The organism is Brevundimonas intermedia, assembly GCF_004614235.1.
Taxonomy (GTDB): Bacteria; Pseudomonadota; Alphaproteobacteria; order Caulobacterales; family Caulobacteraceae; genus Brevundimonas; species Brevundimonas intermedia_A.
On the sequence record NZ_SPVH01000006.1, the window covers coordinates 306,174 to 332,733 of the forward strand.

General features: G+C 68.3%; 21 protein-coding genes. 12 read left to right on the forward strand and 9 right to left on the reverse strand.

What is annotated here, in order from left to right; all coding sequences use genetic code 11:
- From EGY25_RS07815 to EGY25_RS07825, 3 genes are all read right to left on the reverse strand, one after another.
- On the reverse strand, positions 1–1,074 hold the full coding sequence (locus EGY25_RS07815) for a helix-turn-helix domain-containing protein (protein WP_135194445.1): 1,074 nt from the start codon (positions 1,072–1,074) through the stop codon (positions 1–3).
- Between the two features lie 115 nt (positions 1,075–1,189).
- Positions 1,190–3,448: a phosphoenolpyruvate--protein phosphotransferase gene (ptsP, locus tag EGY25_RS07820; RefSeq protein ID WP_245159394.1), complete on the reverse strand. Its 2,259-nt coding sequence runs from the start codon at positions 3,446–3,448 to the stop codon at positions 1,190–1,192.
- Between the two features lie 67 nt (positions 3,449–3,515).
- Entirely contained in the window at positions 3,516–4,805 is a 1,290-nt protein-coding gene (locus EGY25_RS07825; RefSeq protein WP_135194447.1) for an aspartate kinase, read from the reverse strand.
- Positions 4,806–4,860: 55 nt separating this feature from the next.
- Between EGY25_RS07825 and ubiG the strand changes: the two genes are divergently transcribed.
- Positions 4,861–5,676, forward strand: coding sequence for a bifunctional 2-polyprenyl-6-hydroxyphenol methylase/3-demethylubiquinol 3-O-methyltransferase UbiG (gene ubiG / locus EGY25_RS07830; RefSeq protein WP_135194448.1), 816 nt, complete (start codon positions 4,861–4,863; stop codon positions 5,674–5,676).
- Between the two features lie 146 nt (positions 5,677–5,822).
- Here ubiG and EGY25_RS07835 read toward each other — a convergent pair whose 3' ends face one another.
- Positions 5,823–7,868: an OPT family oligopeptide transporter gene (locus EGY25_RS07835; RefSeq protein ID WP_135194449.1), complete on the reverse strand. Its 2,046-nt coding sequence runs from the start codon at positions 7,866–7,868 to the stop codon at positions 5,823–5,825.
- A 121-nt stretch (positions 7,869–7,989) separates the two neighbouring features.
- On the opposite strand from EGY25_RS07835, the gene mutM reads away from it, so the two are divergent.
- The 5 genes from mutM to EGY25_RS07860 all read left to right on the forward strand — a co-directional run bounded on the left by mutM (position 7,990) and on the right by EGY25_RS07860 (position 11,852).
- The gene (gene mutM, locus EGY25_RS07840) at positions 7,990–8,853 is read left to right on the forward strand and encodes a bifunctional DNA-formamidopyrimidine glycosylase/DNA-(apurinic or apyrimidinic site) lyase (RefSeq protein WP_135194450.1); all 864 of its coding nucleotides are present in this window, start codon (positions 7,990–7,992) and stop codon (positions 8,851–8,853) included.
- Positions 8,854–8,856: 3 nt separating this feature from the next.
- A complete protein-coding gene (locus EGY25_RS07845; RefSeq protein ID WP_135194451.1) occupies positions 8,857–9,396 on the forward strand; it encodes a DUF1697 domain-containing protein in 540 nt (179 codons plus the stop codon).
- 3 nt (positions 9,397–9,399) lie between these two features.
- Entirely contained in the window at positions 9,400–9,843 is a 444-nt protein-coding gene (locus EGY25_RS07850; protein ID WP_135194452.1) for a hypothetical protein, read from the forward strand.
- Positions 9,844–10,096: 253 nt separating this feature from the next.
- Positions 10,097–10,885, forward strand: a complete 789-nt coding sequence (locus tag EGY25_RS07855; RefSeq protein ID WP_135194453.1) for an enoyl-CoA hydratase-related protein — start codon at positions 10,097–10,099, stop codon at positions 10,883–10,885.
- 52 nt (positions 10,886–10,937) lie between these two features.
- On the forward strand, positions 10,938–11,852 hold the full coding sequence (locus EGY25_RS07860; RefSeq protein ID WP_209308020.1) for an alpha/beta fold hydrolase: 915 nt from the start codon (positions 10,938–10,940) through the stop codon (positions 11,850–11,852).
- A 4-nt stretch (positions 11,853–11,856) separates the two neighbouring features.
- Here EGY25_RS07860 and EGY25_RS07865 read toward each other — a convergent pair whose 3' ends face one another.
- From EGY25_RS07865 to EGY25_RS07875, 3 genes are all read right to left on the reverse strand, one after another.
- Positions 11,857–14,019 (reverse strand): protein-disulfide reductase DsbD family protein, encoded by a 2,163-nt coding sequence (locus tag EGY25_RS07865; RefSeq protein WP_245159395.1) that lies wholly within the window; start codon positions 14,017–14,019, stop codon positions 11,857–11,859.
- 91 nt (positions 14,020–14,110) lie between these two features.
- Positions 14,111–14,551: an OmpA family protein gene (locus EGY25_RS07870; protein WP_135194455.1), complete on the reverse strand. Its 441-nt coding sequence runs from the start codon at positions 14,549–14,551 to the stop codon at positions 14,111–14,113.
- Positions 14,552–14,669: 118 nt separating this feature from the next.
- Positions 14,670–15,023 (reverse strand): glycine zipper domain-containing protein, encoded by a 354-nt coding sequence (locus tag EGY25_RS07875; RefSeq protein ID WP_135194456.1) that lies wholly within the window; start codon positions 15,021–15,023, stop codon positions 14,670–14,672.
- 142 nt (positions 15,024–15,165) lie between these two features.
- Here EGY25_RS07875 and EGY25_RS07880 point away from each other — a divergent pair, with 142 nt between their 5' ends.
- Together EGY25_RS07880 and EGY25_RS07885 are read left to right on the forward strand one after the other, a co-directional pair.
- On the forward strand, positions 15,166–16,101 hold the full coding sequence (locus EGY25_RS07880) for a diacylglycerol/lipid kinase family protein (RefSeq protein WP_135194457.1): 936 nt from the start codon (positions 15,166–15,168) through the stop codon (positions 16,099–16,101).
- Positions 16,101–16,952, forward strand: coding sequence for a metallophosphoesterase family protein (locus EGY25_RS07885; protein WP_135194458.1), 852 nt, complete (start codon positions 16,101–16,103; stop codon positions 16,950–16,952). The genes EGY25_RS07880 and EGY25_RS07885 overlap by 1 nt, the downstream gene beginning before the upstream one ends.
- 155 nt (positions 16,953–17,107) lie before the next feature.
- Here the strand turns inward: EGY25_RS07885 and EGY25_RS07890 are convergent, their stop codons facing one another.
- Positions 17,108–18,553 (reverse strand): AMP nucleosidase, encoded by a 1,446-nt coding sequence (locus tag EGY25_RS07890; RefSeq protein WP_135194459.1) that lies wholly within the window; start codon positions 18,551–18,553, stop codon positions 17,108–17,110.
- 80 nt (positions 18,554–18,633) lie between these two features.
- A complete protein-coding gene (locus tag EGY25_RS07895; protein WP_135194460.1) occupies positions 18,634–19,410 on the reverse strand; it encodes a hypothetical protein in 777 nt (258 codons plus the stop codon).
- A 148-nt stretch (positions 19,411–19,558) separates the two neighbouring features.
- On the opposite strand from EGY25_RS07895, the gene EGY25_RS07900 reads away from it, so the two are divergent.
- From EGY25_RS07900 to recQ, 4 genes are all read left to right on the forward strand, one after another.
- Entirely contained in the window at positions 19,559–20,809 is a 1,251-nt protein-coding gene (locus tag EGY25_RS07900) for a multidrug effflux MFS transporter (protein WP_135194461.1), read from the forward strand.
- An 83-nt stretch (positions 20,810–20,892) separates the two neighbouring features.
- Positions 20,893–22,845, forward strand: a complete 1,953-nt coding sequence (locus EGY25_RS07905; RefSeq protein ID WP_135194462.1) for a M1 family metallopeptidase — start codon at positions 20,893–20,895, stop codon at positions 22,843–22,845.
- A 742-nt stretch (positions 22,846–23,587) separates the two neighbouring features.
- Positions 23,588–24,565 carry a complex I NDUFA9 subunit family protein gene (locus EGY25_RS07910; protein WP_135194463.1) on the forward strand — a complete coding sequence of 326 codons (978 nt, stop codon included), beginning with the start codon at positions 23,588–23,590 and terminating at the stop codon, positions 24,563–24,565.
- Between the two features lie 98 nt (positions 24,566–24,663).
- Positions 24,664–26,559 (forward strand): DNA helicase RecQ, encoded by a 1,896-nt coding sequence (gene recQ / locus EGY25_RS07915; RefSeq protein WP_135194464.1) that lies wholly within the window; start codon positions 24,664–24,666, stop codon positions 26,557–26,559.
- Position 26,560 lies beyond the last annotated feature (1 nt).

Below are 26,560 nucleotides of genomic sequence, written 5' to 3' on the forward strand. Positions count from 1 at the left end.
TCAGTTCGGCGTCGTGGGCGTGGGAGACGGGGCGGAAGTCTGCGTCTGGGCCTGGGTTCGGGCCTGCGCGGCCTGGGCCTCGACCTGCGCGCGCGCCTGGGTCGCCGCCAGCTGTTTGGCGGCCTGGTCCGCGCGGCTGTTCAGCTGGGCCAGCGGCGTCAGCACGCCGGCCAGCGGCCCGCCATACTCCCCGTTCAGATAGAGGTCGAAGGCGGCCGGGTCGGACACGTCCACCGTCGCCGCCACGCCGATCGGCGCGCGCCAGGCCTCGCCCGGCGCCATCTGGCGCGCGAACAGGGCCTGACCGTCGCCCAGCCGCACCACCAGAGCGCCGGCCGTCTTGGCCTGGATCACCACCATCGACGCGTTGGCCGGGGCGCCATAGACGGCGCCGCGCGGGTTGAAGGCCTTCTGCACCGGCTCGGGATTGGCGGCGGCGGCGATGACGGCGGGATCGACGCCGGTCAGTTGGGCCTCAAGCCCAGGCGTGATGTAGAGCTGCGGCGTGGTCTGGTCGGGCGGCGCGGCCATCGGTGCGCTGAGGGCCAGTTGCGGATCGGGATCGACCCCGCTGACCCAGGTCTTGGGCACGGCGGCGATGTCGGAGGGGTGCGCCGCCTGGTGCAGGCTGGCGCGCTGGAACACGTTCCAGCCGATGACGGCGACCACCACGGCGACGACGCCGGCGACGATGCGCGGCGAATGGCGTTTCACGTCCTCGAAGGCGATGCCGATGGGCGCCTTCAGCGGCACCGAGGTGTCGGGGCTTTCGCGCTTGAACCGCTCGACCGCCAGTTGCTCGTCAAGGAACAGGGCCGAGGCATAGGCCCGCACATAGCCCAGGGCGAAAACGCGCGAGGGCAGGGACGACCAGTCGTTCTGTTCCAGGGCGGTCAGGAAGCGGCGATGCACCTTGGTCTCGGCGGCCAGCTCGGCCAGGGACTTGCCCGACCGCTCGCGCGCATGACGCAGGCCCTCGCCCAGGCTCGCGGCGTTGGCGAAGTCGGCCGTCGGATCCTGCCGGTCCGATATGGTCTTGATCGCGTCGGGGGCGGCCCCCGCATTCAGCGCCATTAGGCCTGACCCCATGTTCGGGAAGATACTGCGCCCGAGCGCCGTCCATGTCGCCGGAGATAGACGATTGCGGGCCTGCCAGCAACGCCGCGCGTGGTCCGCCGCCGTCGCCGGATCAGACCGCGACGTTCAGCTTGCGCGCAAGGGACTCGATCTCGTTGCGCACCGAGCCGGTGGACAGGTTCAGCAGATTGGCCATGCCTCGCCGCGCCGCGCTCAGGTCCGCCGACAGGATCATCCGCTTGACCGGCCCGACCCCGCCCGCCGGCGCCGACAGACGCGTGAAGCCCAGGACGATCAGGGCGAAGGCCTCCAGCGGTCGTCCCGCCAACTCGCCGCAGATCGAGACCGGCGTGCCGGTGTCGGCGCAAGCCTTCTGGATCGACTGAAGCGCGCGCAGGGTCGGCGGCGACAGCGGGTCGTAACGGTCCGAGACCAGCGGATTGGTCCGGTCGGCGGCGTACATATACTGGAACAGGTCGTTGGTGCCGATGGAGACGAAGTCCGTCAGCGGCAGAAGCGCGTCCAGGTGCCACAGCAGCGACGGGCATTCGACCATGGCCCCGACGCGCAGCAGGGCCGGCAGGGCGCGCCCGCGACGCTTGGCCCAGGCGCATTCGATGTCCACCAGTTCGCGCGCGGCCCGGAACTCGTCCACCGTGGCGATCATCGGGAACATGACCCGCAGCTCGCGGCCGGCCCCCGCCGCCAGCAGCGCACGAAGCTGCATCCGCAGCAGCGACGGCCGATCCAGGCCCAGGCGGATGGCGCGACGGCCCAGGGCCGGGTTCTCTTCGCGCTCGGCTTCCAGATAGGGCAGCACCTTGTCGCCGCCGATGTCCAGGGTGCGGAAGGTGACGGGTTTGTCGCCGGCCGCGTCCAGCACCAGCTTGTACAGCGCCGTCTGGGCGTTCAGCCGGGGCAGTTCGTCCGAGACCATGAACTGGAACTCGGTGCGGAACAGGCCGATGCCCTCGGCGCCCGTCTCGGCCATATTCTCCAGATCGACCGCCAGGCCCGCATTGGTCAGGACCGTGATCCGCTGACCGTCCAGGGTGACGGCGGGCACGTCGCGCAGCTGGGCGAACTCGGCCTGGCGCTGTTCGCGCACGGCCATGCGCGACTGCACGGCCTCCAGCATGTCGGGGCGGGGGCGCAGATAGGTCTCGCCGGTCTCGCCGTCGGCGATGACCATGTCGCCTTCCGACAGCCGGTCTCGCAGGCCCATCAGGCGGCCGACGCAGGGGATTTGCAAAGCCCGCGCGACGATGGCGGCGTGGCTGGCGGCCGAGCCTTCCTCCAGCAACAGACCCTTCAGCTTGTCGCGCGGATATTCCAGCAGGTCGGCGGGGCCCAGATTCCTCGCCACCAGTATGGCGTCGTCGGGCAGTTCGCGCTCGCCCGGCTTGTCGCCCGCCAGCACCCGCAGCAGCCGGTTGGCCAGGTCCTCGAAGTCGTGCAGCCGTTCGCGGATATAGGGGTCGCGCGCCTGGGCGAAGCGGGCGCGGTGTTCGTTCCTGACCCGGTCCACCGCCGCCTCGGCCGTCAGGCCGTTGCGCACCGCCTCTTCCAGCGACCGGTTCCAGCCCCGGTCGTCGGCGAACATGCGATAGGTCTCCAGCACCTCGAACGACGGACCGGCCAGGCCCTGGCCCTTGTCCAGCATGACGTCCAGGCCGGTCTTCAGCGTGGCGAGCGCCAGTTTCAGCCGCGCCTCCTCCATCGCCGGATCTTCGGACAGCAGTTTTTCCGGGGGCAGGGGCGCCTCGTGCAGAACCACATGGCCGAAGGCCAGGCCGTCCGAGAACTTCTGGCCCTTCAGCCGCTCGGGCCGGTGCGGCGCCAGTTCGACGTCGCGCAACTCGTCCAGGGCCAGAAGTTCGCCAGACGACACCGTCTCGGACAGGACCATGGCGATGGTCTGGATGTCCTCGACCTCTTCCTCGTCATAGCGCCGCTCGGTGCGGTTCTGGACGACCAGGACGCCGATGGCCCGGCCGCCGCGCAGCAGGGGGGCGCCCAGGAAGGCGTGATAGGGGTCTTCGCCCGTCTCCGGCCGATAGGAGAAGGACGGGTGCGACGGCGCGTCCGACAGGCTGATCGGCTGGGCCATTCGCGCCACCTCGCCCACCAGACCCTCGCCGGGCCGCAGGCGGGTGTTGTGAACGGCGTCGGGGTTCAGACCCTCGGTGGCGAACAGTTCCAGCTCGCCCGAGCCGCGACGCAGATAGATGGAGCAGACTTCGGCGACCATCGACCGGGCGATGATCCTGACGACCATGTTCAAACGGTCCTGCGCCGGCGTCGCACCGGCGCCGGCCCCGCCCAGAGCCTCGCGGATCTGGCGCAGGAGGATCCGAGGTCCCCTGGTCATCGCGCCGCCTGCCGGCATCATGTCTCCCGCGCCCTTTTCGTGGATATAGGCGCCCTGTTCAGATCACCTATACCGCGTCTAGGCCGTAAGCCGAATGCAGGGCGCGCACCGCCAGCTCCGCATAGGCGGCGTCGATCAGCACGCTGATCTTGATCTCGGACGTCGAGATGGCCTGAAACTTGACGCCCTTGTCGGCCAGGGCCCGGAACATCAGCTGGGCGACGCCCGCATGGCTGCGCATGCCAACGCCGACGACCGAGACCTTGGCCACGTCCTCGTCGATGCGGATCTCCTCGAAGCCGAGTTGCGCCTGGCTGGCCGTCATCAGCTCGGCGGCGCGCACGGCGTCGCGGCGGCCCGTGGTGAAGGTCAGGTTGACGGTGCCGGCCGTGCGCGACTGGCTCTGCACGATCATGTCCACATTGACGTTGGCCTCGGCCAGACGCGTGAAGACATCGGCGGGGGCGTCCACGCGGTCGGACAGACCCAACAGTGTGATGCGGGCCTCATCACGGCTCATGGTCACACCGGACACGATACGTTTTTCCACGATCTCCTCCTCGTCGCAGATCAGGGTTCCACCCTTGTCGGGCATGACGCCATTCGCGTCGGGTTCGATAAAGCTGGACAGCACGCGCACCGGCACCTGTTTGGCCATGGCCAGCTCGACCGAGCGGGTCTGCAGCACCTTGGCCCCCAGGGACGCCATCTCCAGCATCTCTTCGTACGACACCTTGGCCAGACGGCGCGCGCGGCTCTCGATGCGCGGGTCGGTCGTATAGACGCCGTCCACGTCGGTGTAGATGTCGCACGGCGCGCCAAGGGCCGCCGCAACGGCGACCGCCGAGGTGTCGGATCCGCCCCGGCCCAGGGTGGTGATCTTTCCGTCCGTCGTCACGCCCTGGAAGCCGGGGACGATGGCGATCTCGCCCGAATCGACGGCGGCGCCCAGCTTCTCGCCGGGGATGTCGACGATGCGGGCGCGGGCGTGGGCGTCGTCGGTGATGATCGGCACCTGCCAGCCCATCCACGAGCGGGCGTTGAAGCCCATGTTGCGCAGGGTCGCGGCCAGCAGACCCGAGGTGACCTGTTCGCCCGAGGCGACCACCACGTCATATTCGTCGTCCGACAGGGGCAGGCCCGCTGCGGCCGGTCCGGCGCCGTCGGTCCAGGCGACCAGTTCGTTGGTCTTGCCCGCCATGGCGGAGACGACGACGGCGACCTTCTTGCCCGCAGACACCTCCGCCGCGACGATCCGCGCCGCACGGCGAATGCGTTCGAGGTCGCCCATCGAGGTGCCGCCGAACTTCATCACCAGTCGTGTCGTAGCAGATCGTGAAGAATCAGGCCGCGTCATCGTGGCGTTCCGCCCCCTGCTTGCGTGAAAGGGCGCGAAGGTTCATCCCTCGCGCATGACCGCTTCTAGCGACGCCGCACCGTCTCGCCTACCCCGCGAAGGGCATGGTTTTTCGCAAAATTCGTCCGAAGGCGCGTTCGGCGCATCGATCGACCCCGCCGACGTGGCCCGCTTCTCGGCCCAGGCGGCCGAATGGTGGGATGCGAACGGGCCGTTCGCGCCCCTTCACCGGTTCAACCCGGCGCGTCTGGCCCTGATCCGCGATCAGCTTTGCACCCGCCTGGGCCGCGACCCCAGGGCGCGCGCGCCCTTCGAGGGGCTGACCCTGCTGGACGTCGGATGCGGCGGGGGACTGATCGCCGAGCCCATGCGGCGGATGGGCTTTTCCGTCAGCGCCATCGACGCCTCGTCCGAGAACATCGGCACGGCGCGGGCGCACGCCGACATGGTCGGGTTGGACATCGCCTATCGCGCCGCCACGGTCGAACAGATCGAGGCCGAGGGCGCGGGGCCGTTCGACGTGGTCCTGACCATGGAGGTGATCGAGCATGTCGCCGATCCCGAAGCCTTCGTGCGCGCCTGTTCGCGCCTGGTTCGGCCGGGCGGCGTCATGATGGTCGCCACCCTGAACCGCACGTTGAAGTCGCTGGCCCTGGGCAAGGTCGCGGCGGAATACATCCTGCGCTGGGTCCCGGCCGGGACGCACGACTGGCTCCAGTTCCTGAAGCCCGACGAGATCCGGGCGATGCTGGCGGCCGAGCCCGTGACGGTCGAGGGGCCGTACGGCCTCAACTACGACCCGCTGCACGACCGCTGGAGCCAGAGCGACGATGCAGGCATCAACTATATGATGGTCGCCACGCGGGCCTGACCCGGTCATCTCCCTCCCCTTCATGGGGAGGGACGGCGAAGCGGAGCGCAGCCCGGGTGGGGCCGTCAAGGACTTCGCGCTCGCCCTGTCTAGCCCCACCCTGATCGCTTCGCGATCGTCCCTCCCCATGAAGGGGAGGGAGAAAATCAGACCTTCTCGGCCCGTTTGCGCGTCCAGCTGTAGAGGCCGAACACCGCCGCCGCGAAGACGACGATCCCGGCCAGCATGGCGGGCCAGCCGGAGCCTTCGGGGATCATGGCGAAGGGCGCTTCACTGTTCGTGCCGACGATGACGCTGGCGTAGAAGACGCCGAACAGGCTCTCGCCCACGATCAGGCCGGACGCCAGCAGCACGCCCATGCGGCGCGCCACGTCGGCGAACCGGGTCGTCTTGACCGCCTTGTCATAGAACCAGCCGACCACGGCGCCGATGACCAGCATCGTCGTCACCGCCGCCGGCAGATAAAAGCCGATGCCCACGGCCAACGGCGGCAGCTTGACCTTGCCCTTGGTCGATTTGGACACGACGGCGTCCAGCACGATGATGACCACGCCGATCACCGCGCCCAGGCCGATCAGGTCCCAGCGCAGGTCGCCGCCGATGACGCCGCGCGCCAGGGCCGAGATCAGGGTCGCCTGGGGGGCCGCCAGCGGCTCGTTGGCGATGCCGGGAGGGCCGCCCTCGAACCCGAAGGCGCCGTTCAGCTTGTTCAGGATAAAGGGGATGACCAGGGCGCCGGCGATGACGCCGACGATCAGGGCTAACTGCTGGCGCCACGGCGTGGCGTCGACCAGCTGGCCGGTCTTCAGATCCTGAAGGTTGTCGTTGGCGATGACGGCGACGGCGAAGACGACCGCCGTCACGATCAGGGCGAAGGCGATGATCGAGCCGTCGGCCGGCACGCCCGCGATCTTCATCACGCCCAGCATCAGCAGCGAGGCCACGATGATGGCCAGGATGCCGACGCCTGAGACGGGGCTGTTCGACGAGCCGATAAGGCCGGCCATGTATCCGCAGATGGCCGCCACCGCGAAACCGATCAGCACCACATAGACCAGGCCGCCGATGACCAGCAGGGGCGCGGACGCCGCCAGCGTCGGCGAGGCCAGGGCGATCCAGGTCAACAGTCCGGCGATGGCGATCAGGGCCGCCACCGACACGGCGCCGACGATCTTGATCGGAATATCCTGTTCGGCGCGTTCCAGCACCTCGCCGTGCGAACGCTTGGACTGGGCCGCCAGGGCCGAGGTCAGGCCGCCGATCAGCGGCCCGGCCAGCTTGATCAGGGTCCAGATCGCCGCCACGCCGATGACGCCGGCGCCCATGAAGCGGACCTCACGGCTCCAGACCGTCATGGCCAGTTCCTCGGCAGGCGTGCCGGCGGGCAGGGTCGCCGCGATCGAGGGCAGGCCGTGCGCCGTCAGCCAGGCGATGGTGTCGGGGCTGGTCAGGATCGGCACGGCGATGACCCAGGCCAGGATCAGGCCGAACAGCTGGGCCAGGCCGACCGTCAGGCCGATCAGGTGCCCGGCGCCCAGCAGGGCGAACTGCATGCCGAAGCCGACGCCGGTCGCGCCGCCGCCCAAGGCGGCTGGAAGCTTGAAGAACTTGGCCGCCTCGCCCGCAAACACGCGACCGGCGACCAGCAGGGCGTAGCCCGAAGACACCACGGCGCCCGCGACCACGACCCACAGGCCGGACTTGTTCTCGCGCACGGCGCTTTCGGTCTGTTCGGCGCCGCGCGAGCCGACCTTCAGCACCTCGGCGGCGGCGACGCCCTCGGGGTAGGGCAGGCCGCCGTTGGTCACCAGGGCGCGGCGCAGCGGGATCGAGAAGGTCACCCCCAGAATGCCGCCGAAAATGCAGATCAGGGTCGATTCCCAGAACGGAAACTCCAGCCACCAGCCGATCATCACCAGGCCGGGCAGGACGAAGATGATCGAACTCATGGCGCCGCCGACCGAGGCGACGGTCTGGACGGTCATGTTCTCCCAGATGGTCGAGGTGCGGAAACCGCGCAGGATCGCCATCGAAATGACCGCCGCCGGAATGGCCGAGGCGAAGGTCAGACCCACCTTCAGGCCCAGGTAGGTGTTGGCGGCGGTGAAGACCACGGCCAACAGGACGCCCAAAATCAGGGCGCGGAGGGTGAGTTCAAGCCGACCCTTGGGGGCGGCGGCGGCGTCTGTCATCGGCGAATTCCCACGTTCGCGCGGACGTAAGCGCATTATGTCGCAGGCGGCAACAGGCCGCGACGAGATGGGCGCCGGCCATCGGCTTGGCCCGGCGGTCGGGACGGGCTAGGACCACCTCATGCCTGAACTTCCCGAGGTCGAAACCGTCCGACGCGGCCTGACGCCGGTGCTGGCGGGCGCGCGCCTGTCGCGGGTGCGGATCAACCGGCCCGACCTGCGTTTTCCCTTCCCCGAGCGGTTCGTCGAACGGCTGGAGGGGGCGACGGTCCAGCGGATCGACCGCCGGGCCAAATATCTGCTCATGCCGCTGTCGACCGGCGAGACCTGGATCACACACCTGGGCATGACCGGCCGCTTCACCCTGGACGGAACCCTGCTGGGCGAGTTCGAGGAGGCGGCGCCCATCGCCGGCAAGCACGAGCACTTCAGCGGCTGCGCCATCCGCGACGGCGCCGCGACCCGCATCGGCTATGCCGACGCCCGCCGGTTCGGCTTCATGGGCCTGATCCCCACCGACCAGGTCGAGACCCATCCCTGGTTCGCCGGCCTGGGTCCCGAACCCCTGGGCAACGGTTTTTCCGGCGCCCATCTGGTCGAGGCCTTCGCGGGCAAGAAGCAGAACATCAAGGTCAGTCTGCTGGACCAGCGGATCGTGTCCGGCCTGGGCAATATCTATGTGTGCGAGGCGCTTTACCGCGCCCGCATCTCGCCCCTGGTCGCGGCCGGCAAGGTGTCGAAGGCGCGGCTGGAACGACTGGCGGCCGAGGTCCGCAACGTGCTGAACGACGCCATCGCGGCGGGCGGCTCGACCCTGCGCGACTTCGCCAACGCCGAGGGCGGCCAGGGCTATTTCCAGCACCGGTTCGACGTCTATGGCCGCGAGGGCGAGCCGTGTCGGGGCGAAAAATGCACCGGCGTCGTCGCCCGTATCGTCCAGGGCGGCCGCTCCACCTTCTACTGCCCCTCCTGCCAGAAGGCGTAAGGTATGAGCGACCGCATCTGCCTGTTGCGCGGCGTCAATGTCGGCGGGGTCAAGGTTCCGATGGCCGAGCTGAAGGCCATCGCCGTCGAGGCCGGCTTCGCCAATCCCCGCACCCTATTAGCCAGCGGCAATCTGGTGGTCGAGACCGACGCCGAACCGGCCTATGTCGCGGCGCGGCTGGAGCAGGGGATCGCCGCCCATTTCGGCCGCCCCATCGACGTGATCGTGCGCACGCCCAAACAATGGTCGGCATTGATGGCCGCCAATCCGTTCACGGACGAAGCCGGTCTCAACGGGTCCAAACTGCTGGTCATGGTGATGAAGGCCGGAATCAAGGACGGCGCGGTCGAGGCGCTGCGCGGCTTCGCGGCCGGCGACGAACGGGTCGAGCCCGTCGGCGGCGACCTGTTCTTCTGGCACCCCGACGGCCTGGGCCGGTCGAAGATGGCGGAAAAGGCCCAGCCGCGCCTGATCGGCGTCGGCACAGGCCGCAACTGGAACACGGTGCAGAAGCTGGCCGCCATGGTCGGGCTGGAGGGCTGAGCGATGCGCAAGATCCATCTGTGGATCAGTCTGGTGGTCGGCGTCCTGGTCTGGGGCGCCTATTTTCTTCACTTCGTTCAGGGGCTGCGCGCCGGGGACCTGGGCGGTCTGGTCTGGTGGTTCGTCGCCGCCCTGATCGTCGCCGCTGTGGCCGAGGCCGCCGCCACCGGCCTGATCGCGCGCCTGTTTCGCCGTCGCGCCCGCGTGCTGGACGAGGGGCCGACGCTTCAGGCGGCGCTGAAGGCGGGGCATGTCGCCCTGATGCTGCTGGTCGGCCTGATCCTGCTCTCGGCCCTGGTTCTGGCCCTGTCGTCCGTCTTCGGCTGGACGCTGGACCTGTCGGGCGCGCGCGGTCAGGTGATCGCCGCCAATCTGCTGCTGGCCATGGTGGTCGTCGCCGAACTGGTCCGCGCCGCCTTGACCCTGGCGCTGATGCCCCGCCGCTGATCTTTCGTTCTTCCTTTCGTCATTCCGGGCGAAGCGCAGCGCAGACCCGGAACCCAGCGGTGCGCGTGAGCGCGACCCGAAGGGCGGCGCGTAGCAGCCAACCTGTCGCGCACACAGGCGGCGATATCGGTCTGGCTGAGCCATTTCGCCTTCGGCGCCGCTGGGTTCCGGGTCTTCGGGCCAAGCGGCCCTTCGCCCGGAATGACGAAAGGGGCGGTATCCGATATGACCGAGCAAACGAAGGAGACCGACCATGGCCGAGACCTATTCCAATTTGCTGATCGAACGCCACGCCGACGGCTATGCGGTGGTGACCCTGAACCGGCCAGAGGCGCTGAACGCCCTGAACTCGGCCCTGTTCAAGGACCTCGCCGACTTCCTCGACAGTATTGAACATGACGACGGCGTGCGCTGCCTCATCCTGACCGGCTCGGGCGAAAAGGCCTTCGCCGCCGGCGCCGACATCAAGGAGATGGCGGATCAGACCTACGCCCAGATGTATACGGGCAACTATTTCGCCCTCGGCCATGACCGCATCACTCGTTTCAGGAAGCCGATCATCGCGGCCGTCAACGGTTTCGCCCTGGGCGGCGGCTGCGAACTGGCCATGCTGTGCGACTTCATCGTCGCCAGCGAGAAGGCGAAGTTCGGCCAGCCCGAGATCAACCTCGGCGTCGCCCCCGGCATCGGGGGTTCGCAGCGCCTTACCCGCCTGGTGGGCAAGTCCAAAGCCATGGATATGGTCCTGACCGCCCGCATGATGGACGCCACCGAGGCGGAACGCGCCGGCCTCGCCTCGCGCATCTTCCCGCACGACACCCTGCTGGACGAAACGCGCAAGATCGCCGCCAGGATCGCCTCGCAAAGCCCGCTGGCGGTCATGGCTAACAAGGAGATGGTCAACGCCGCGCTAGAGACGACCCTGACCCAAGGCGTCCAGTTCGAACGCCGCCTGTTCCACTCCCTGTTCGCCTTCGAGGACCAGAAGGAGGGCATGTCCGCCTTCGTCGAAAAGCGCAAACCCGACTTCAAGGGGCGATAAGCCGCAAGCGCGCCGTCAACCGATCGCCGTGATCGGGCGTTAGGGGCGAATGATGATCCGTCTCTTCGTTTCGCTTGTGGCGACCCTGTTCGTTTTCGTCCCTGCGGCCCAGGCCCAGGTTCAAGCCCAGATTCAGGGTCGGCTGCCGGTACAGGCGCCGGCCTTCAGTTCCAGCCGCATCATCGTCGAGACGCGCGGGACGGGGCCGGACATCATCTTCATCCCCGGCCTGGGCTCGACGGGGTCGGCCTGGCGCTCGACGGCGGATCGGCTGGATGACTGCTACCGGGTGCATCTGGTCACCGTGCGCGGCTTCGGCGAAACCGATATCGGTGACAATGTCAGCGGCGGTCTGGCCGGCCCGGCCGCCAGCGAGATCGAACGCTATATCCGCGAGCAGCGGATCGACCGTCCCGCCGTGATCGGCCATTCGCTGGGCGGTCAGATCGCCCTGCGCGTAGCGGCCGACATGGGCGACCGGATCGGTCGGGTGATGGTGGTCGATTCCTCGCCCTTCTTCCCGTCTCTGGTGGACGCCCGCGCGACCTCGGCCCAGGTCGAACCTCTGGCGCGGCTGGGCTATCAGGCCCTGCTGCTGTTCGGCGATCAGGCGCTGAAGTCCCAGGTCGCGGCCTTTGGCGTGGACATGGGTCTGGCCGGCGACATGGTGTTTCAGGGCCTGGGCCTTCAGGGCGGCGACCGGCGCGTCCTGGCCCAGGGGCTGTACGAGGCCCTGACCGTGGACCTGCGCCCGCGCCTGTCCCAGATCACCGCGCCGGTGACTGTGGTCTATGGCTGGACCCGCGACACCGAGGCTCCCCGCAATCGGCTGGAGGGCCTGTATCGCTACGGCTTCCAGGGCCTGCCGCGCACCGCCCGGTTCGAGCGGATCGAAGGCGCCCAGCACCAGGTGATGATCGAACAGCCGCAGCGGTTCCTGGCGGCGGTTCAGCGGTTCCTGAGCTGATCCTTCAGTCCGTCAGCGCGTCGATCACGACGCCTTCGGTGAGTAGTTGCGGCAGGATTTCCGGCTCGGCCTGACCCGGTCGATACAGCAGATACAGCGGCACCCCCGAACGGCCGTGCGCCTGCAGTTCGCGCGTGATGGCGTCGTCGCGGCGGGTCCAGTCGCCGACCAGATAGGCGGCGTTCGCCTGCGTCATGGCCTTAGCGACGCGGGGCGACGACAAAGCCGCCCGCTCGTTGATCTTGCAGGTCACGCACCAGTCGGCGGTCAGGTTGACCAGCACCGGCCGTCCCGCCGCCGTCGCCTGGGCCACCGCCTCAACCGACCAGGGCTGGGCGGCGAGGGGACCGCTCTCGCCCTGGGGCGCGGCGTCCGCCTCCCGCGCGGCGCCCGCTGCAGCGCCGGCCAACCCGATGGCCATGACGCCGGCGACGGTCGCGCAGATCGTGGCCAGCACGGGCCGCTCGCCCCGCTGGCGGGCGGCTTGGGCCAGCCCCAGCAGCCAGGCGGCGAAAGCCAGCAGCAGCGCCGCCGTCAGCAACAGACCCAGGGCGTCGACGCCGCCCTGTCGCGTGAACACCCACAGCAGCCACAACGCCGCCCCATACATGGGAAAGGCCAGCAGGCCTTTCAGGCGCTCCATCCACACGCCCGGCCGGGGAAGGCGCGACAGCAGACCCGGCGACAGGCTTATGGCCAGATAGGGCAGGGCCAGACCCAGCCCCAGCATCAGGAAGACCGCCAGCGCCATCGGCCAGGGCAGGACCAGGGCCGCGCCCAGGGCCGCCGCCATGAAGGGCGCTGTGCAGGGCGCCGCGACCACCACGGCCAGAACTCCGGTGAAGAAGGCGCCCGCCGCGCCGGGCAGGCGCGACAGCGGCCCCGACCCGGCGTTCTGCATCCCTGCGCCGACATGGAAGACGCCCGACAGGTTCAGCCCTACCAGCAGCATGACCAGGACCAGGGCCGCGACCACGCCCGGCGACTGAAGCTGGAACCCCCAGCCGATCGCCTGACCCGCCGCCCTCAGCGCCAGCAGCGCGCCAGCCAGCACTAGGAAGCTGACCAGAACCCCGGCGGTGAAGGCCAGGCCGTCGCGCCGCGCCCGCGCCGGATCGTGCGCCGCCGCCGACAGCGACGCCGCCTTCATCGCCAGGACGGGGAAGACGCAGGGCATCAGGTTCAGCACCAGCCCGCCCAGCAGGGCCAGGCCCAGGGCCTGAAGAAAGACCAGAACGCCTGTCCTGGCCGGCGCCGATGTCGCCTCGTCCAGCGGCGCCAATGCGCCCTGTCCCTGGGCGCCGGCCAGCGGCGGACCGGGCTGGGCCGTGATCTCCCACGCGCCCTTGTCGGTCGCCAGGACGCCGCTCAGGGGCGAAGACGCCGCCTCCCGGCCGGGGGTCAGCGTCAGTGTCAGGCCGTTCGGCCCCTGTCGACCGGGCTGGACCGCCGCATGGTCGATCCGTCCGCCCTCATAGGGGTAGAAATAGACCTGGCCGATGTCGGCGCCTGCCAACGGTCCGCCCGTCGCGGTCAGGGTCAGCTTGCCGGTTTCGGCAGTGACGCGCGCCTCAATGCCCGCCGGACGCGGCGCGGTCTCGACCAGCCGCTCGATATCTGCGCCCCAAGGCTTGGCGAGCGGCGCGGCGCCTTCGCGCACCGGCAGGGCCAGCGACAGGGTCAGCGGCTCGGGCACGCACATCTGGTCGCTGCACACCAGGAACAGCACGTCCGTCGTCAGGGTCAGCACCTCGCCCGGCCGCGCCGACGCCGGCACATGGATCGGCACGGGCAGCAGGACCGCGCCCGAATAGCCGTAGTTCATCAGGCTCATCAGCCGCTGGCGGCTGGGCAGGGGCCACAGGATCGGATCGGCCGTGACGCCGTCGGGCAGGGTCCAGACCAGGCTGGTCGCCCCGCCGCTGTCGCCCGGATTGCGCCAATAGGTGTGCCAGCCCGGCGCGATCTTCTGGCGCACGGCCACCACGGTGGTCGAACCCGGCGCGACCCACTGCGACATCGGGACCAGTTCGGCCTCGATCCGCCCAGTGCGCTGGGGGCCGAAGGCGACGAGACCGGAGGGCTGGCTCTGGACCGGCTGGGCCTGAACCGTCGAGAGCGACAGCAGGCACAGCAAAAGACCGGCGAGAAAGGCGAGGGGACGCAAAGGGCGATTTCCGACGTTGGGGGCGGCCGCAACCTAGTCCCTCGGTCGCCCCCGCGCCATCACCTCATCGCCGCAGATCAGCCGTCGCAGATCAACGCGGCGAGGTCTCGATGAACACTTCGGCGCGGCGGCGCAGCAGTTCGTCCGCGCCCGAGGCGTTGACGGCGCCCGCATCGCCGGCGGCGTTCACCTCGAAGGCCGGCGCCGGCATGCCCGCACGGGTCAAAGCTTCGGCCACGGCAAGCGCACGGCGTTGCGACAGGCTCAGATTGGCCTCGACCGTGCCGGTCGCATCGGCCAGGCCCAGCACCCGAACATGGTTCACGCGGCATGCCTTGGCCTTTTCGGCGGCGGTCTGCAGCAACACCGTGGCGGCGTCGGTCAGTCGCGCCTGGTTCTCGACGAAATAGACGTCGAACCGGCCCGAGACGCAGGGCGATTCCCCCACCACCAGCGCCGTCCGCTTCGGCGTCGGCGCACACGCCGCCAGCAGTCCCATCGCCAGCATCGCCAGCCCAGTCGATCGCTTCATCACAGCCCTCCCCGGCTTTGCCGGCCCATTACGCAAAAGAGGCGGCCCGTCCTTCGACAAGCCGCCCCTTCAACCTAGCGCCGGTCGCTGACTTTCGCGACCGGCAACTGATCATTGATCAATAACGGCGCTGACCGTTGTCCCAATAGCACTCGTCCTGGCGATTATCGTAGCAGTAGTAGTAACGGCCTTGATTGTCGCGGTAGCGCTGCTGGTTGTTGCGATCTTGGTTGGAACCGCGGACCGCGCCGGCTGCGCCGCCCAGGGCGCCGCCGATCAGGGCGCCGGTGGCTGCGTTGCCGCCGCCGACGTTGTTGCCGATGATGGCGCCGGCGACAGCGCCGAGGCCGGCGCCGATGGCGCCTTGGCGGACGGTCTGGTTGGTGCCGCCGTTGTTGTAGCCGTATGGGTCGCTGGCGCAGGCCGAAGCCAGAAGGCCGGCGCCGGCAATCGCGATAATCGCCTTGTTCATGGTGAAATCCTTTGTCCCTGGGTGTTCGCCCCTGTGGGCAGCAAACGTATCCTCGCGGCTTAGGTTCCGCATCGCGCAGCTGTGTGCACAAATATGGTGACGCTTGGACGGAACGGCGGCGTCCGCGAGGCGTTCGGCCGCCATGACCGATGTCGCCCAAACCCTTTCCGACGCCGACGAACGTCCCGCGTTGACGCCTCATGCCCAGATCAGACACGCCGTGATGCTGGTCAATCCGCTGTCCGGCAGTGTCGGGCCACGCGCTGCGGCCGAGGCCGAGACGATCCTGGCCGGCTATGATCTGAAGGCGCAGATCATGACGTTCGAGGGCGGGAACTTCGATCAGATCATCGCCGACGCCTTCGCGGCCAAACCGGACGTGATCTTCGTCCTGGCCGGCGACGGCACGGCGCGCTCGGTGGCGTCCAAGGCCAGCCCCAACGGTCCGATGATCGCTCCCCTGCCGGGCGGGACCATGAACATGCTGCCCAAGGCGCTGTATGGCACCGCCGACTGGAAGCTGGCTCTGAAGCGCGCGCTGGAGGAGGGCGAGCCCCAGGCCGTCTCGGGCGGCGAGGTCCAGGGCGAATATTTCTACTGCGCGGCCATCCTGGGATCGCCTGCCCTGTGGGCGCCGGCGCGCGAGGCCATGCGGACCGGCAAGATCAAGCTGGCCTGGCAATATGGGCGGCGCGCGTTGAAACGCGCCTTCTCGGGCCGGCTGCGCTTCACCCTGGACGGCGGCGAAAAACGTCGCACCGAGGCGCTTGTGCTCATCAGCCCGATGATTTCCAAGGCGATGGAGGATCCCATCGGACTGGAGGCGGCCGCCATGGACCCCAGCGACACGACCCAAGCCTTCCGTCTCGCCGCCACGGCGCTGTTCAGCGACTGGCGTCAGGATCCGGCCGTCTCGACCCGGCCGGCCAAGCTGATCGAGGTGCGCGCCCGCTCCAAAATTCCCGCCGTGATCGACGGCGAGCCGTTGCTGCTCAAGCCCGAGGCCGTCATCCGCTTCGTGCCCAAGGCTTTCAAGGCCTTGGCGCCCAGGCCGCCGTCGGCCGAGGACAGCATCTAGTGGGTCGTATTCTCCAGTTTTCCGACGTTCACTTCGGTTGCGAACACAAACACGCCTGCGCCGCCGCCTTGGACTACGCTCACGCCACGCCCAACGACCTGGTTCTGATCACCGGCGACATCACGCAAAAGGGGTTCCCGGACGAGTTCACGGCCGCCGGCGAATGGATGCGGGCCATGCCCGAGCCGCGCTTCGTCATCGTGGGCAATCATGACGTGCCCTATTGGGACGCCGTCGCGCGGGTGCTTCATCCGTGGCGCGCCTTCGAGACCGCGACGGGCTTTCCCGCCCACGACGGTCAGTTCCTTGGCAAGGACGTCATGGTGCGCGGCGTGGTCACCGCGCGCGGCTGGCAGGCCCGACCCAACTGGTCCAAGGGCGTCATCGACCTGGACCAGACGCGGCGCGCGGCCGAGGCCCTGCGTCAGGCGCCGATCGGCGCGCTGAGAATCCTGGCCTGCCACCATCCGCTGATCGAAATGGTCGGCACGCCGATGACCGGCGACGTCAAGCGCGGCGACGAGGCCGCGCTGATCTTCGCCGAGGCCGGCGTCGATCTGATCATGACGGGCCATGTCCATGTGCCCTTCGCCATGCCGATCCCTCTGGCCGACCGCTGCTCCTATGCCGTCGGGTGCGGAACCCTGTCGCACCGCGAGCGGGGCGCGCCGCCAGGCTTCAACCAGATCGACTGGGACGCCAAGACCATAACGGTCACGGCCCTGGCCTGGGATGGCGTCAGCTATCGCTCGCACCAGGTCTGGCGACTGCCGCGCCGCCAGGACACGCGAAACGCCGCCACCGCGCCCAGCCCTGTCGAGCCGGGTGAGTTGGAGAAGGCGGCGATCTGAACCTGTCTCCTCCCCATTTCATGGGGAGGTGGCGCGGCGCTCTTCGCGCCGTGACGGAGGGGTTCTCACCGCATCACCAGCGCCTGTGGGACTTCAAGAGCCCCTCCACCGCTTCGCGGTCCCCCTCCCCACGATGTGGGGAGGAGACGGTTGGATCACCGGAACGGCGGCTCGTCGAAGGCGCGAAGCTTGCGCGAGTGCAGGCGCGGGCCTTCCTTGCGCATCAGGTCCACGGCCTGGATGCCGATCTGAAGGTGTTCGGAGATCGAGCCTTCGTAGAAGCGGTTGGCCTGACCCGGCAGCTTGATCTCGCCGTGCAGCGGCTTGTCCGACACGCACAGCAACGTCCCGTAGGGCACGCGGAAGCGATAGCCCTGGGCGGCGATGGTGGCGCTTTCCATGTCGATGGCGACGGCGCGGCTCTGATTGAAGCGCAGCGCCGACTTGGAATAGCGCAGCTCCCAGTTCCGGTCGTCGGTGGTGACCACAGTGCCGGTGCGCAGGCGCAGCTTGACCTCGTCGCCCGGCATGCCGCTGACCGACTTGGTGGCGTCATAAAGCGCGCGCTGGACCTCGGCGATCGACGGGATGGGGATGTCCGGCGGCAGGACCGCGTCCAGCACGTGATCGTCGCGCAGATAGGCGTGGGCCAACACATAGTCGCCGATGGTCTGGCTGGCGCGCAGGCCGCCGCAGTGACCGATCATCAGCCAGACGTGCGGGCGGGTGACGGCGAGGTGGTCCGTGATCGTCTTGGCGTTGGACGGGCCGACGCCGATGTTGACCAGGGTCACGCCCTTATGGCCCGGCGCGGTCAGGTGATAGGCCGGCATCTGGTGCTTCTTCCAGGCCGTGTCGCTGATCGCCGCCTCGGGGTTGGGCGTGTCGCGCGTAATCACCACGCCGCCGGCGCAGGACAGGGTCTGATACGGGCTGCCTGGCGTCCGCAGCTGTTCGATGGCCCAGCGCACGAACTCATCGACATAGCGATTGTAGTTGGTGAACAGGACGTAGGACTGAACGTCATCGACCGGCGTGCCGGTGTAATGCTTCAGCCGCGCCAGCGAGAAGTCGGTCCGCAAGCCGTCGAAGTGCGACAGGGGGAAGTCGCCGCCCATCTCGAACAGGCCGTCGGCGATCTCGTCGCCGATATGGGCCAGGTCCGTGGTCGGGAACCAGCGCGCCAGGGCGGCCGTCATCGACCGGTCCAGCGCGACTTCCAGCCCGTCCGTCACATAGGGGAAGGGGATTTCCTGCTTGGAAACCGCGACCTCGAAGGTCGCATTATACTCCTGCTCCAGCAGGCCCAGCTGTTCGGTCAGATAGGGGCGGAACAGGTCCGGCCGCGTGATGGTGGTGGCGTAGGTTCCCTGTTTCGACAGCCGGGCATAGGCGCGCGGCTCCAGGTCCTGGGGACGATCCCCGTCCCAGCGGATGCGAAGTTCGGGATAGGCGAACACCCCTTCGGCGCGTTTCAGCGGATCGGGCCGCGCGCCGGTGTTGACGAAATCCCGCACGGCGTCGCGCAGGTTGGTCACGGATTGGGTGTAGAGGGTTTCGAGGCGGTCCAGCGCCGCCTGTGCTGTCATCTGTTCTGTCATGACTTCCTCTAGCGAAGCTTCTTGGCTTTGGCGAGGCGCCTGCCGTTCAATCCCGATTTCGGTGCGTTGCGAAATTCGGGTCAGTCTTGCGTTTCTGGAGGGAGATAGGTCGCGTCGGTCAGCACAAGAGCGTCGTCGCGGACGGCGAAAATCAGACTCGCGCGCCCGCCGGTCGGACAGCAGTCGCCATCCTCGGATCGCCACAGGCTTGTGTCGGCCTTTAGCAGGCCTGATGGATTGTAACTGAAGGCCAAGCCCTTCTTGATCCAGAAGTCGTCGGGAAGAGGTGCGGGGGCGGCGCCGATCCAGTTTCCGGTCTGGATCGGAACCAGCGTCTGCGGGCCGTTCGTCCATCGAAACAGCGCATCGGCGTTGTAATGCCCGTTGCCCTCCATGATGCCGGCGATGGCGATGATCGGGTCCGCGCCATCGCCCGGCCAAAACACAGTTGGAGTCTCGTAATGGTTCGCTTCCACCGCCCAGAATATCGGGACGAGCGACGTATTCGACTCGACAAAGAGCGTGAAGCCAGCGGACGCGGCGTTCTCGTCGGCCTCGCCTTCTTGAAGTTGCCAGTAGATGCGCGGCCGTCCAGGAGCGCTCAGATAGCCGCCTCTAAAGGTTTCGCAGTTCGCCAGAAGGCGGGGAATGCAACGTTTCGCCAATTCTTCCATAGCGAAGGGCGGATCGGTAATCGCTCGTCCCCAACCCGCTGGTCGGTCGCGCCAGATACCTTTGGGATCGGCAAACTTCTCTACGACTTGGACTTCGGGCGATCCCTGCACTTCAGCGGGCCGACAAGATACTGCGAACAGCATGATCGGGAAGGCCAGAAGGGCTAGGATGTGGCGTTTCATTTGGCGGCGCTCCGTCCTTCAGACTGCATTCGCCGTGGCTCAGTGTCGAGCTGTCATGTCTTGATGCATCCAGCGACTTCGCTGCATTGCAGCAATTTGTGACGGGCCTGCGGTTGCGGATCGGGGCGTGACGGCGCATCTGGCCCGAATGTCTTCTTTCCTCGCGTCAGCGCCCGCCAAGAAGGAGCTCGGCTTCGTCGAGTTCGTCTGTCTCATCGCCCTGATGATGGCGCTGAACGCCCTGGCGATCGACTCGATGTTGCCGGCCCTGCCGCACATCGGCGCGGACCTGAATGTGGCGACCGACAACGACCGCCAGTGGGTGGTGACCGCCTATCTGCTCGGGTTCGGCGGGGCGCAGCTGTTCTACGGCCCGCTGGCGGACCGGTTTGGGCGCAAGCCCGTCCTGCTGTTCGGCGTCGGCGTCTATGTGGTGTTCAGCCTGCTGGCGACCCTGGCGCCCACCTTCGACACCCTGATCCTGGCCCGTATCGGCCAGGGTCTGGGCAGCGCCTGCACCCGCGTGCTGGCCGTGTCCATCGTGCGCGACCGTTACGAGGGCCGCACCATGGCGCGGGTCATGTCCTTCAGCTTCCTGGTCTTCCTGGGCGTGCCGATCCTGGCGCCGTCGCTGGGGCAACTGATCATGCTGGTCGGGCCGTGGCGCTGGATCTTCGCGGGCCTGGGCCTGATCGGCGTGGCGTTGATCGTCTGGGCGACCCTGCGCCTGCCCGAGACGCTGAAGCCCGAGGATCGCCTGCCGATCCAGTTCAAGCGTCTGACGGCGGCCTACAAGATCGCCCTGACCGACCGCACGGCCGTCGGCTACACCCTGGCCATGACTGCCATTACGGGCGCGCTGTTCGGCTTCATCAACTCGTCGCAGCAGATCTTCGCCGACGTGTTTCAGGCCGAGGCGGCCTTCCCGGCCATCTTCGCCCTGATCGCCGGCGGCATCGCCGTGGCCTCGATCGTCAATGCGCGGCTGGTGGTGAAACTGGGCTCGCGCAAGATTTCGCACACGGCCCTGATCGGCTTCACCGCCATCTCCGCCGTCCATGCCGGCGTGGCGATCAGCGGGCATGAATCGATCTGGACCTTCGCCGTGCTGCAGACCCTGACCATGTTCTGTTTCGGCCTGATCGCCGGCAACTTCGGCGCCATGGCGATGGAGACGATGGGCAAGATCGCGGGCACGGCGGCCTCGATCCAGGGCTTCATCTCCACCATCGTCGGCTCGCTGCTGGGCTTTGCGGTGGGTCAGCAGTTCAATGGCACGACCATTCCGATGTCGGTCGGCTTCACCGTCTTCGGCCTGATCGCCCTGGGCTGGGTGCTGTTCGCCGAGCGGGGACGGCTGTTCCGCTCCCATCATCTTCCGCCTGCTGCTGCTGCGTGAGGACGGTTTGACCGAGACTTGATCTTTTCGGCGTTTCCGCGCGTTCTCCGGCCAATCGTTACGGTCAGCCCAGGAAAACCTCGATGAAGCGCAAAGCGCTCGGTCTCGTCTCCGCCCTCGCCCTCGCCGCTGCAATGGGGCTGAGCGCCTGCTCCACCACGACCGGGGGCGCCGCGATGGCGCCGCCCGCTATCGCCCCGGCGCCTGGACCGGACGCGGTCGACAGCCACACCTACGCCCGGCCCGAGATCGCCCGCGTCGTCGACGTGGCCCTGGATCTGACCGCGAACTTCGAGGCCAAGACCCTGTCGGGCACGGCGACCCTGGACATCCTGGCGGTCCCCGGCGCCAATGAGGTGATCCTGGATATCCGCAACCTGGACATCCAGGACGTGCGCGACGCGGCCGGTCAGCCGCTGCGTTACGTCGTCGGCGACAACGACGCCATCAAGGGCCAGCCCCTGACCATCTATTTCCCGGCCTTCGCCGCCAATGAACGGCGCAAGATCACCATCCGCTATTCGACCCGTCCCGACGCGGCGGCGCTGCAATGGCTCAGCCCGACCCAGACGGCGGGCGGCGAAAAACCCTATCTGTTCAGCCAGGGTCAGGCGATCCTGACCCGCACCTGGGTCCCGACCCAGGACAGCCCCGGCATCCGCCAGACCTATTCGGCCCGCATCACCGCGCCGGCCGACCTGACCGTGGTCATGAGCGCGGACCATCTGACGCCCAAGGGCGAGCCGGCTGCCAATGGCATGAAGTCCTGGCGCTTCCGGATGAACAATCCGATCCCGCCCTATCTGATCGCCATCGGCGTCGGCGACATCGCCTTCGCGCCGTTCGACGAGCGCACCGGGGTCTGGACCGAGCCCAGCCGCCTGCGCGCCGCCGCCGCCGAGCTGGAGCCGACCGCCGAAATGGTGGACGCGGCCGAGAAACTGTACGGCCCCTATCGCTGGGGCCGGTACGACCTGCTGGTCCTGCCGCCCAGCTTCCCGTTCGGCGGAATGGAAAACCCCAAACTGACCTTCGCCACCCCGACCATCATCGCCGGGGACCAGTCGCTGGTCTCGCTGGTCGCGCACGAACTGGCGCACTCCTGGTCGGGCAATCTGGTGACCAACGCCACCTGGAACGACTTCTGGCTGAACGAGGGCTTCACCACCTATTTCGAGAACCGGATCATGGAGTCGGTCTACGGCTATGACCGCGCGGTTCAGGAACAGGTGCTCAGCTGGGACGGGCTGCAGGACGAACTGAAGTCCCTGCCGGCCGACGACACCCGTCTGCACCTGAACCTGATGGGTCGCGACCCCGACGACGGCATGAACACCATCGCCTATGACAAGGGTTCGGCCTTCCTGCGCACCATCGAGCGGGTCGTTGGGCGCGACAAGTTCGACGCCTGGCTGCGCGGCTATTTCGACCGCAACGCCTATCGCCCGATGACCACGGCCATGTTCCTGGACGACATCCGCACCAACCTGGTGAAGGGCGACGCAGCCCTGGAATCCGAACTGCAACTGGACGCCTGGGTCTATCAGCCCGGCCTGCCGTCCAACGCCGTGGCCCCGGTGTCGAACGCCTTCACGCCCGTCGACGCCGCCGCCGTCGCCTTCTTCAAGGACAAGGGACCGGCTTCGGCCATTCCGTGGGCGGAGTGGAACACCCAGCAGCGCCAGCGTTTCCTGGGCTGGCGTCCCGAGGGGCTGCGTGCCAACACCGACTGGCTGACCAATGCGCAGCTGGCCGATCTGGAGCGCACCCTGAACCTGGCGAACGAGGGCAACAGCGAACTGACCTTCGGCTGGCTTCAGATCGCCCTGGCCCATCGCTATCAGCCGTCGGTCGCCACGGCTGAAAAGTTCCTGACCAGCCAGGGCCGTCGCAAGTTCGTCCTGCCGCTGTTCCAGACTCTGTGGAACGAGGGCGACTGGGGTCGCGCCAACGCCCGCCGCATCTACGCCGAGGCCCGGCCGCTGTATCACCCGGTCACCAGCGGTTCGGTCGATCAACTGGTGGGTCGTCCGTAGTATACGAAGAGATGTTCCTTCTCCCCTCGGGGGAGAAGGTGGCTCGCGGAGCGAGACGGATGAGGGGGTTGGTTCCGCAGCCTCTCCCTCACCGTTTCGAGGCGGATAGATACCCCTCATCCGAGGCCTCCGGCCCCACCTTCTCCCCCAAGGGGAGAAGGAACTCGTAGCGCTGGTTTGACCGCAGCCATCACAATGACGCTGGTTCATTCGCAGCGATTTCAATCGCTTGCCGATTTATGTCCCCCTTCTCCTGCCCATGGGGTCAAACCGCCGCATAATACACCCGTCCCGTCGCCCGGAGGGCTCGTAAGGCCTGCGACCTTGCGGCGGCGGGAGCGGATGGAACGGGAGCGGGGGTGAAATCCCTCCGCGCTGACATCGACTCATGGAGCGGTGTCGGAGGGTCGAGGGGGATACTCGATCGCACTCGGGACGGGGTTCGCAGACCCCGCCGACCCGTCGCAGGCTTATGGGGTTAGGCGATAAGACCGCCACCGCTCGACGCCCCGAGCTTGCAGGCCAACCACCCGCGCGGAGCGTCATACCCTTCGTCGAAACGGTAACAACACAATCACACTCCAGGCGAAGGCCCGGCGCTCCGCCCAGCCCTCCAACACCTTCGCAGCGAAAGCGCGAGGCCGAAGCCGTTTGTCTCCATGACGGAATCCGCCCCTTGCGTTGCGGTGCGGCGCCCTATCGTCTATCCCGCCGACACGGATTTCGACTGGAGCTTTTCCCCATGGCTGACCTCGCCCCCGGCGTCGTGACTCTCTTCGGAGGATCGGGCTTTATCGGGTCGCAGGCGGTGCGCGCCCTGGCGCGTCGCGGCTGGCGCATTCGCGTGGCCGTGCGCAACCCGGTCCTGGCCATCGAGATCCAGCCGCTGGGCGATCCCGGCCAGATCCAGTTCATGCGCTGCGACATCACCAACCCGGCGGATGTGGCGCAGGCCGTGCGTGGCGCGGACGCCGTGGTCAATCTGGTCGGCGTCCTGCACGACGCAGGCGGCAAGCGCGGCTTCGACGCCGTCCATACCGAGGCGGCGGCGACCATCGCCTCGGCCGCCAGGGCGGCGGGCGTCCAGCGCCTGGTCCAGATTTCGGCCATCGGCGCCGACGCCGCCAGCCCCTCGGCCTACGGCCGCACCAAGGCCAAGGCCGAAGAGGCCGTGCGCGCCGTCTATCCTGACGCGGTGATCCTGCGGCCTTCGCTGGTGTTCGGCGCCGGCGACGGCTTCCTGAACCGCTTCGCCGCCATGGCGACGATGTCGCCTTTCCTGCCGCTGATCGGCGGCGGGGAGACCCGGTTCCAGCCCGTCTATGTCGGCGATGTGGCCGAGGCCATCGCGCGCGGCGTGACCCGCGTCGATGCGGCGGGCCGCACCTTCGAACTCGGCGGGCCGAGCCTCTACACCTTCCGCGAAGTGCTGGAACTGGTGCGCCGCGAGACCGGCCGCGACCGGATGCTGGTCTCCGTGCCCTTCGTCTTCGCCAGGCCGCTGGGCTCGCTGCTGCAACTTAGCCGGTTCGTCGGCGTCACCCCGCCGCTGACCCGCGATCAGGTGCTGATGCTGGAGAAGGACAATTTCGTGGCCCCCGACGCTCTGGGCCTGAGCGACCTGGGCATCGACCATCCGGCCGGCATGGCGGCCATCGCCCCCTCCTATCTGTGGCGCTACCGCGTCGGCGGCCAGTTCGCCGAAGCCCCGGCTCATTGAACGGGCCACTGAATTAATCCCCATCCGATGGGACCACAGGCCGCCTCTCGCCGCCTGTGGGACTTCGCTTGCGGGAACAAAGAGTGCACAGCTTAAGGATGCCGGCCACGCAGCCCCAGTTCTCCTCGACCGATACGCCTGACCTGAACGACGCGCGGGCCCTGCTGTCGCGTGTCTGGGGCCACGCCGATTTTCGCGGCATGCAGGGCCAGGTGGTCGAGCAGATCCTGTCCGGCGGCGACGTTTTGGCCGTGCTGCCGACCGGCGGCGGCAAGAGCGTCTGCTATCAGATCCCGGCCATCCTGCGCCCCGGCCTGGGTCTGGTGGTCTCGCCGTTGATCGCCCTGATGACCGACCAGGTCGAGGCGTTGAAGCAACAGGGGGTCGCCGCCGCACGTCTCGATTCCGGCGTCTCGATGGACGAACGTTCGGCGATCTGGGCCGCCGCCCGCTCCGGCGAACTGGACCTGCTCTATGTCTCGCCCGAAGGCCTGGCGGCGGGGGCCATGATGGACCGGCTGGCCGAGCTTCCCCTCAGCCTCATCGCCATCGACGAGGCCCACTGCGTCTCGCAATGGGGCCACGACTTCCGCCCCGACTATCGCAACCTGGGTCTGCTGGCCGAGCGCTTCCCCCATGTGCCGCGCATCGCCGTGACCGCCACGGCCGACGCCCGCACCCGCGACGACATCCTGCGCTCGCTGCGGCTGGAAGAGGCCAAGGTCTTCGTCGACAGTTTCGCCCGCCCGAACCTGCAACTGTCGGCCGAGCGCAAGGAGAGCGCCTCGCGCGCCAAGACCGACGCCCGCGTCATCGAACTGGTGCGCGAGCGGCGGGGCAAGCCGGGCGTGGTCTATTGCGGCAGCCGCGACGGCTGCGACCGCGTGGCTCAGGCGTTGCGCGACGCCGGGACCAACGCCATCGCCTATCACGCCGGCATGGACAACAAGGAGCGGGACCGCCGGCTGGAACGGTTCCTGGCCGAGGAAGGCGCCGTCATGGTCGCCACCATCGCCTTCGGCATGGGGGTCGACAAGGCCGACGTGCGCTTCGTCATCCACGCCGATCCGCCGGGCAGCCTGGAGGCCTATTGGCAGGAGATCGGTCGGGGCGGCCGCGACGGCGAACCGGCCGAGGGCATCACCCTGTACGGCCCCTCAGACATCGCCTGGGCCCTGCGCCGGTTGGACAGCCGCCCGATGGCCGAGGAGGTCAAACAGGTCCAGGTGCGCAAGGCGCGCCAGCTGTTCGCCATGCTGGACGGCGCCGTCTGCCGCGCCCAGGCCGTGCGGCGCTATTTCGGCGAGACCGACGCGGAGCCTTGCGGCGTCTGCGACATCTGCGGCGACCCGCCCCAGCTCTATGACGCCACCGTCCCCGCGCAAAAGGCCCTGGCGGCGGTGCAGCGGCTGGGCGGCCGGTTCGGGCGGGGACGGATCGTCGACCACCTGACCGGCCGCACCAAGGCGGTCCAGCCGTGGGAGCAGCAGCTGTCCACCTGGGGCATCGGCGCCGACATCTCGCCCAACGGCTGGCGCGACATCGTCGATCACCTGCTGTTCGAAGGCATGCTGGTCGAGGACGCCAACGACGGCAAGCCCCTGGTCGGACTGGGCGACGGCGAGGCGGTGCGCGCGGTCTACAAGACCGAACGCAAGATCGAGGTGCGCCGCGTCCCCGCAGGCTTCGATGCGGGCACCCGCTCGGGCAATCCGCGCAATCGCCGCGACCGGACCGGCGAGGGCCGTAACGCCGCCCTGGAGACCATGGACGCCGACGTCCGCTCCCGGTTCGAGGCCCTGCGCGCCTGGCGCCGCGACCGCGCCTCTGAACAGCACGTCCCGCCCTATGTCATCTTCCAGGACAAGACCCTGCTGGAAATCGCCCAGGCGGAGCCGGGCGACCTGAACAGCCTCGGCGCCATATCCGGCGTCGGCCAGTCCAAGCTGGATCGCTACGGCAAGGGCGTGCTGGAGACGCTGAACGCCCTCTAGA

Bases quoted from the DNA above. Each gene is read 5' to 3' on its own strand.
- EGY25_RS07815 (WP_135194445.1), bottom strand. From the start codon at position 1,074: ATGGCGCTGAATGCGGGGGCCGCCCCCGACGCGATCAAGACCATATCG.
- ptsP (WP_245159394.1), bottom strand. From the start codon at position 3,448: ATGACCAGGGGACCTCGGATCCTCCTGCGCCAGATCCGCGAGGCTCTG.
- EGY25_RS07825 (WP_135194447.1), bottom strand. From the start codon at position 4,805: ATGACGCGGCCTGATTCTTCACGATCTGCTACGACACGACTGGTGATG.
- ubiG (WP_135194448.1), top strand. From the start codon at position 4,861: ATGACCGCTTCTAGCGACGCCGCACCGTCTCGCCTACCCCGCGAAGGG.
- EGY25_RS07835 (WP_135194449.1), bottom strand. From the start codon at position 7,868: ATGACAGACGCCGCCGCCGCCCCCAAGGGTCGGCTTGAACTCACCCTC.
- mutM (WP_135194450.1), top strand. From the start codon at position 7,990: ATGCCTGAACTTCCCGAGGTCGAAACCGTCCGACGCGGCCTGACGCCG.
- EGY25_RS07845 (WP_135194451.1), top strand. From the start codon at position 8,857: ATGAGCGACCGCATCTGCCTGTTGCGCGGCGTCAATGTCGGCGGGGTC.
- EGY25_RS07850 (WP_135194452.1), top strand. From the start codon at position 9,400: ATGCGCAAGATCCATCTGTGGATCAGTCTGGTGGTCGGCGTCCTGGTC.
- EGY25_RS07855 (WP_135194453.1), top strand. From the start codon at position 10,097: ATGGCCGAGACCTATTCCAATTTGCTGATCGAACGCCACGCCGACGGC.
- EGY25_RS07860 (WP_209308020.1), top strand. From the start codon at position 10,938: ATGATCCGTCTCTTCGTTTCGCTTGTGGCGACCCTGTTCGTTTTCGTC.
- EGY25_RS07870 (WP_135194455.1), bottom strand. From the start codon at position 14,551: ATGAAGCGATCGACTGGGCTGGCGATGCTGGCGATGGGACTGCTGGCG.
- EGY25_RS07875 (WP_135194456.1), bottom strand. From the start codon at position 15,023: ATGAACAAGGCGATTATCGCGATTGCCGGCGCCGGCCTTCTGGCTTCG.
- EGY25_RS07880 (WP_135194457.1), top strand. From the start codon at position 15,166: ATGACCGATGTCGCCCAAACCCTTTCCGACGCCGACGAACGTCCCGCG.
- EGY25_RS07890 (WP_135194459.1), bottom strand. From the start codon at position 18,553: ATGACAGAACAGATGACAGCACAGGCGGCGCTGGACCGCCTCGAAACC.
- EGY25_RS07895 (WP_135194460.1), bottom strand. From the start codon at position 19,410: ATGAAACGCCACATCCTAGCCCTTCTGGCCTTCCCGATCATGCTGTTC.
- EGY25_RS07900 (WP_135194461.1), top strand. From the start codon at position 19,559: ATGTCTTCTTTCCTCGCGTCAGCGCCCGCCAAGAAGGAGCTCGGCTTC.
- EGY25_RS07905 (WP_135194462.1), top strand. From the start codon at position 20,893: ATGAAGCGCAAAGCGCTCGGTCTCGTCTCCGCCCTCGCCCTCGCCGCT.
- EGY25_RS07910 (WP_135194463.1), top strand. From the start codon at position 23,588: ATGGCTGACCTCGCCCCCGGCGTCGTGACTCTCTTCGGAGGATCGGGC.
- recQ (WP_135194464.1), top strand. From the start codon at position 24,664: ATGCCGGCCACGCAGCCCCAGTTCTCCTCGACCGATACGCCTGACCTG.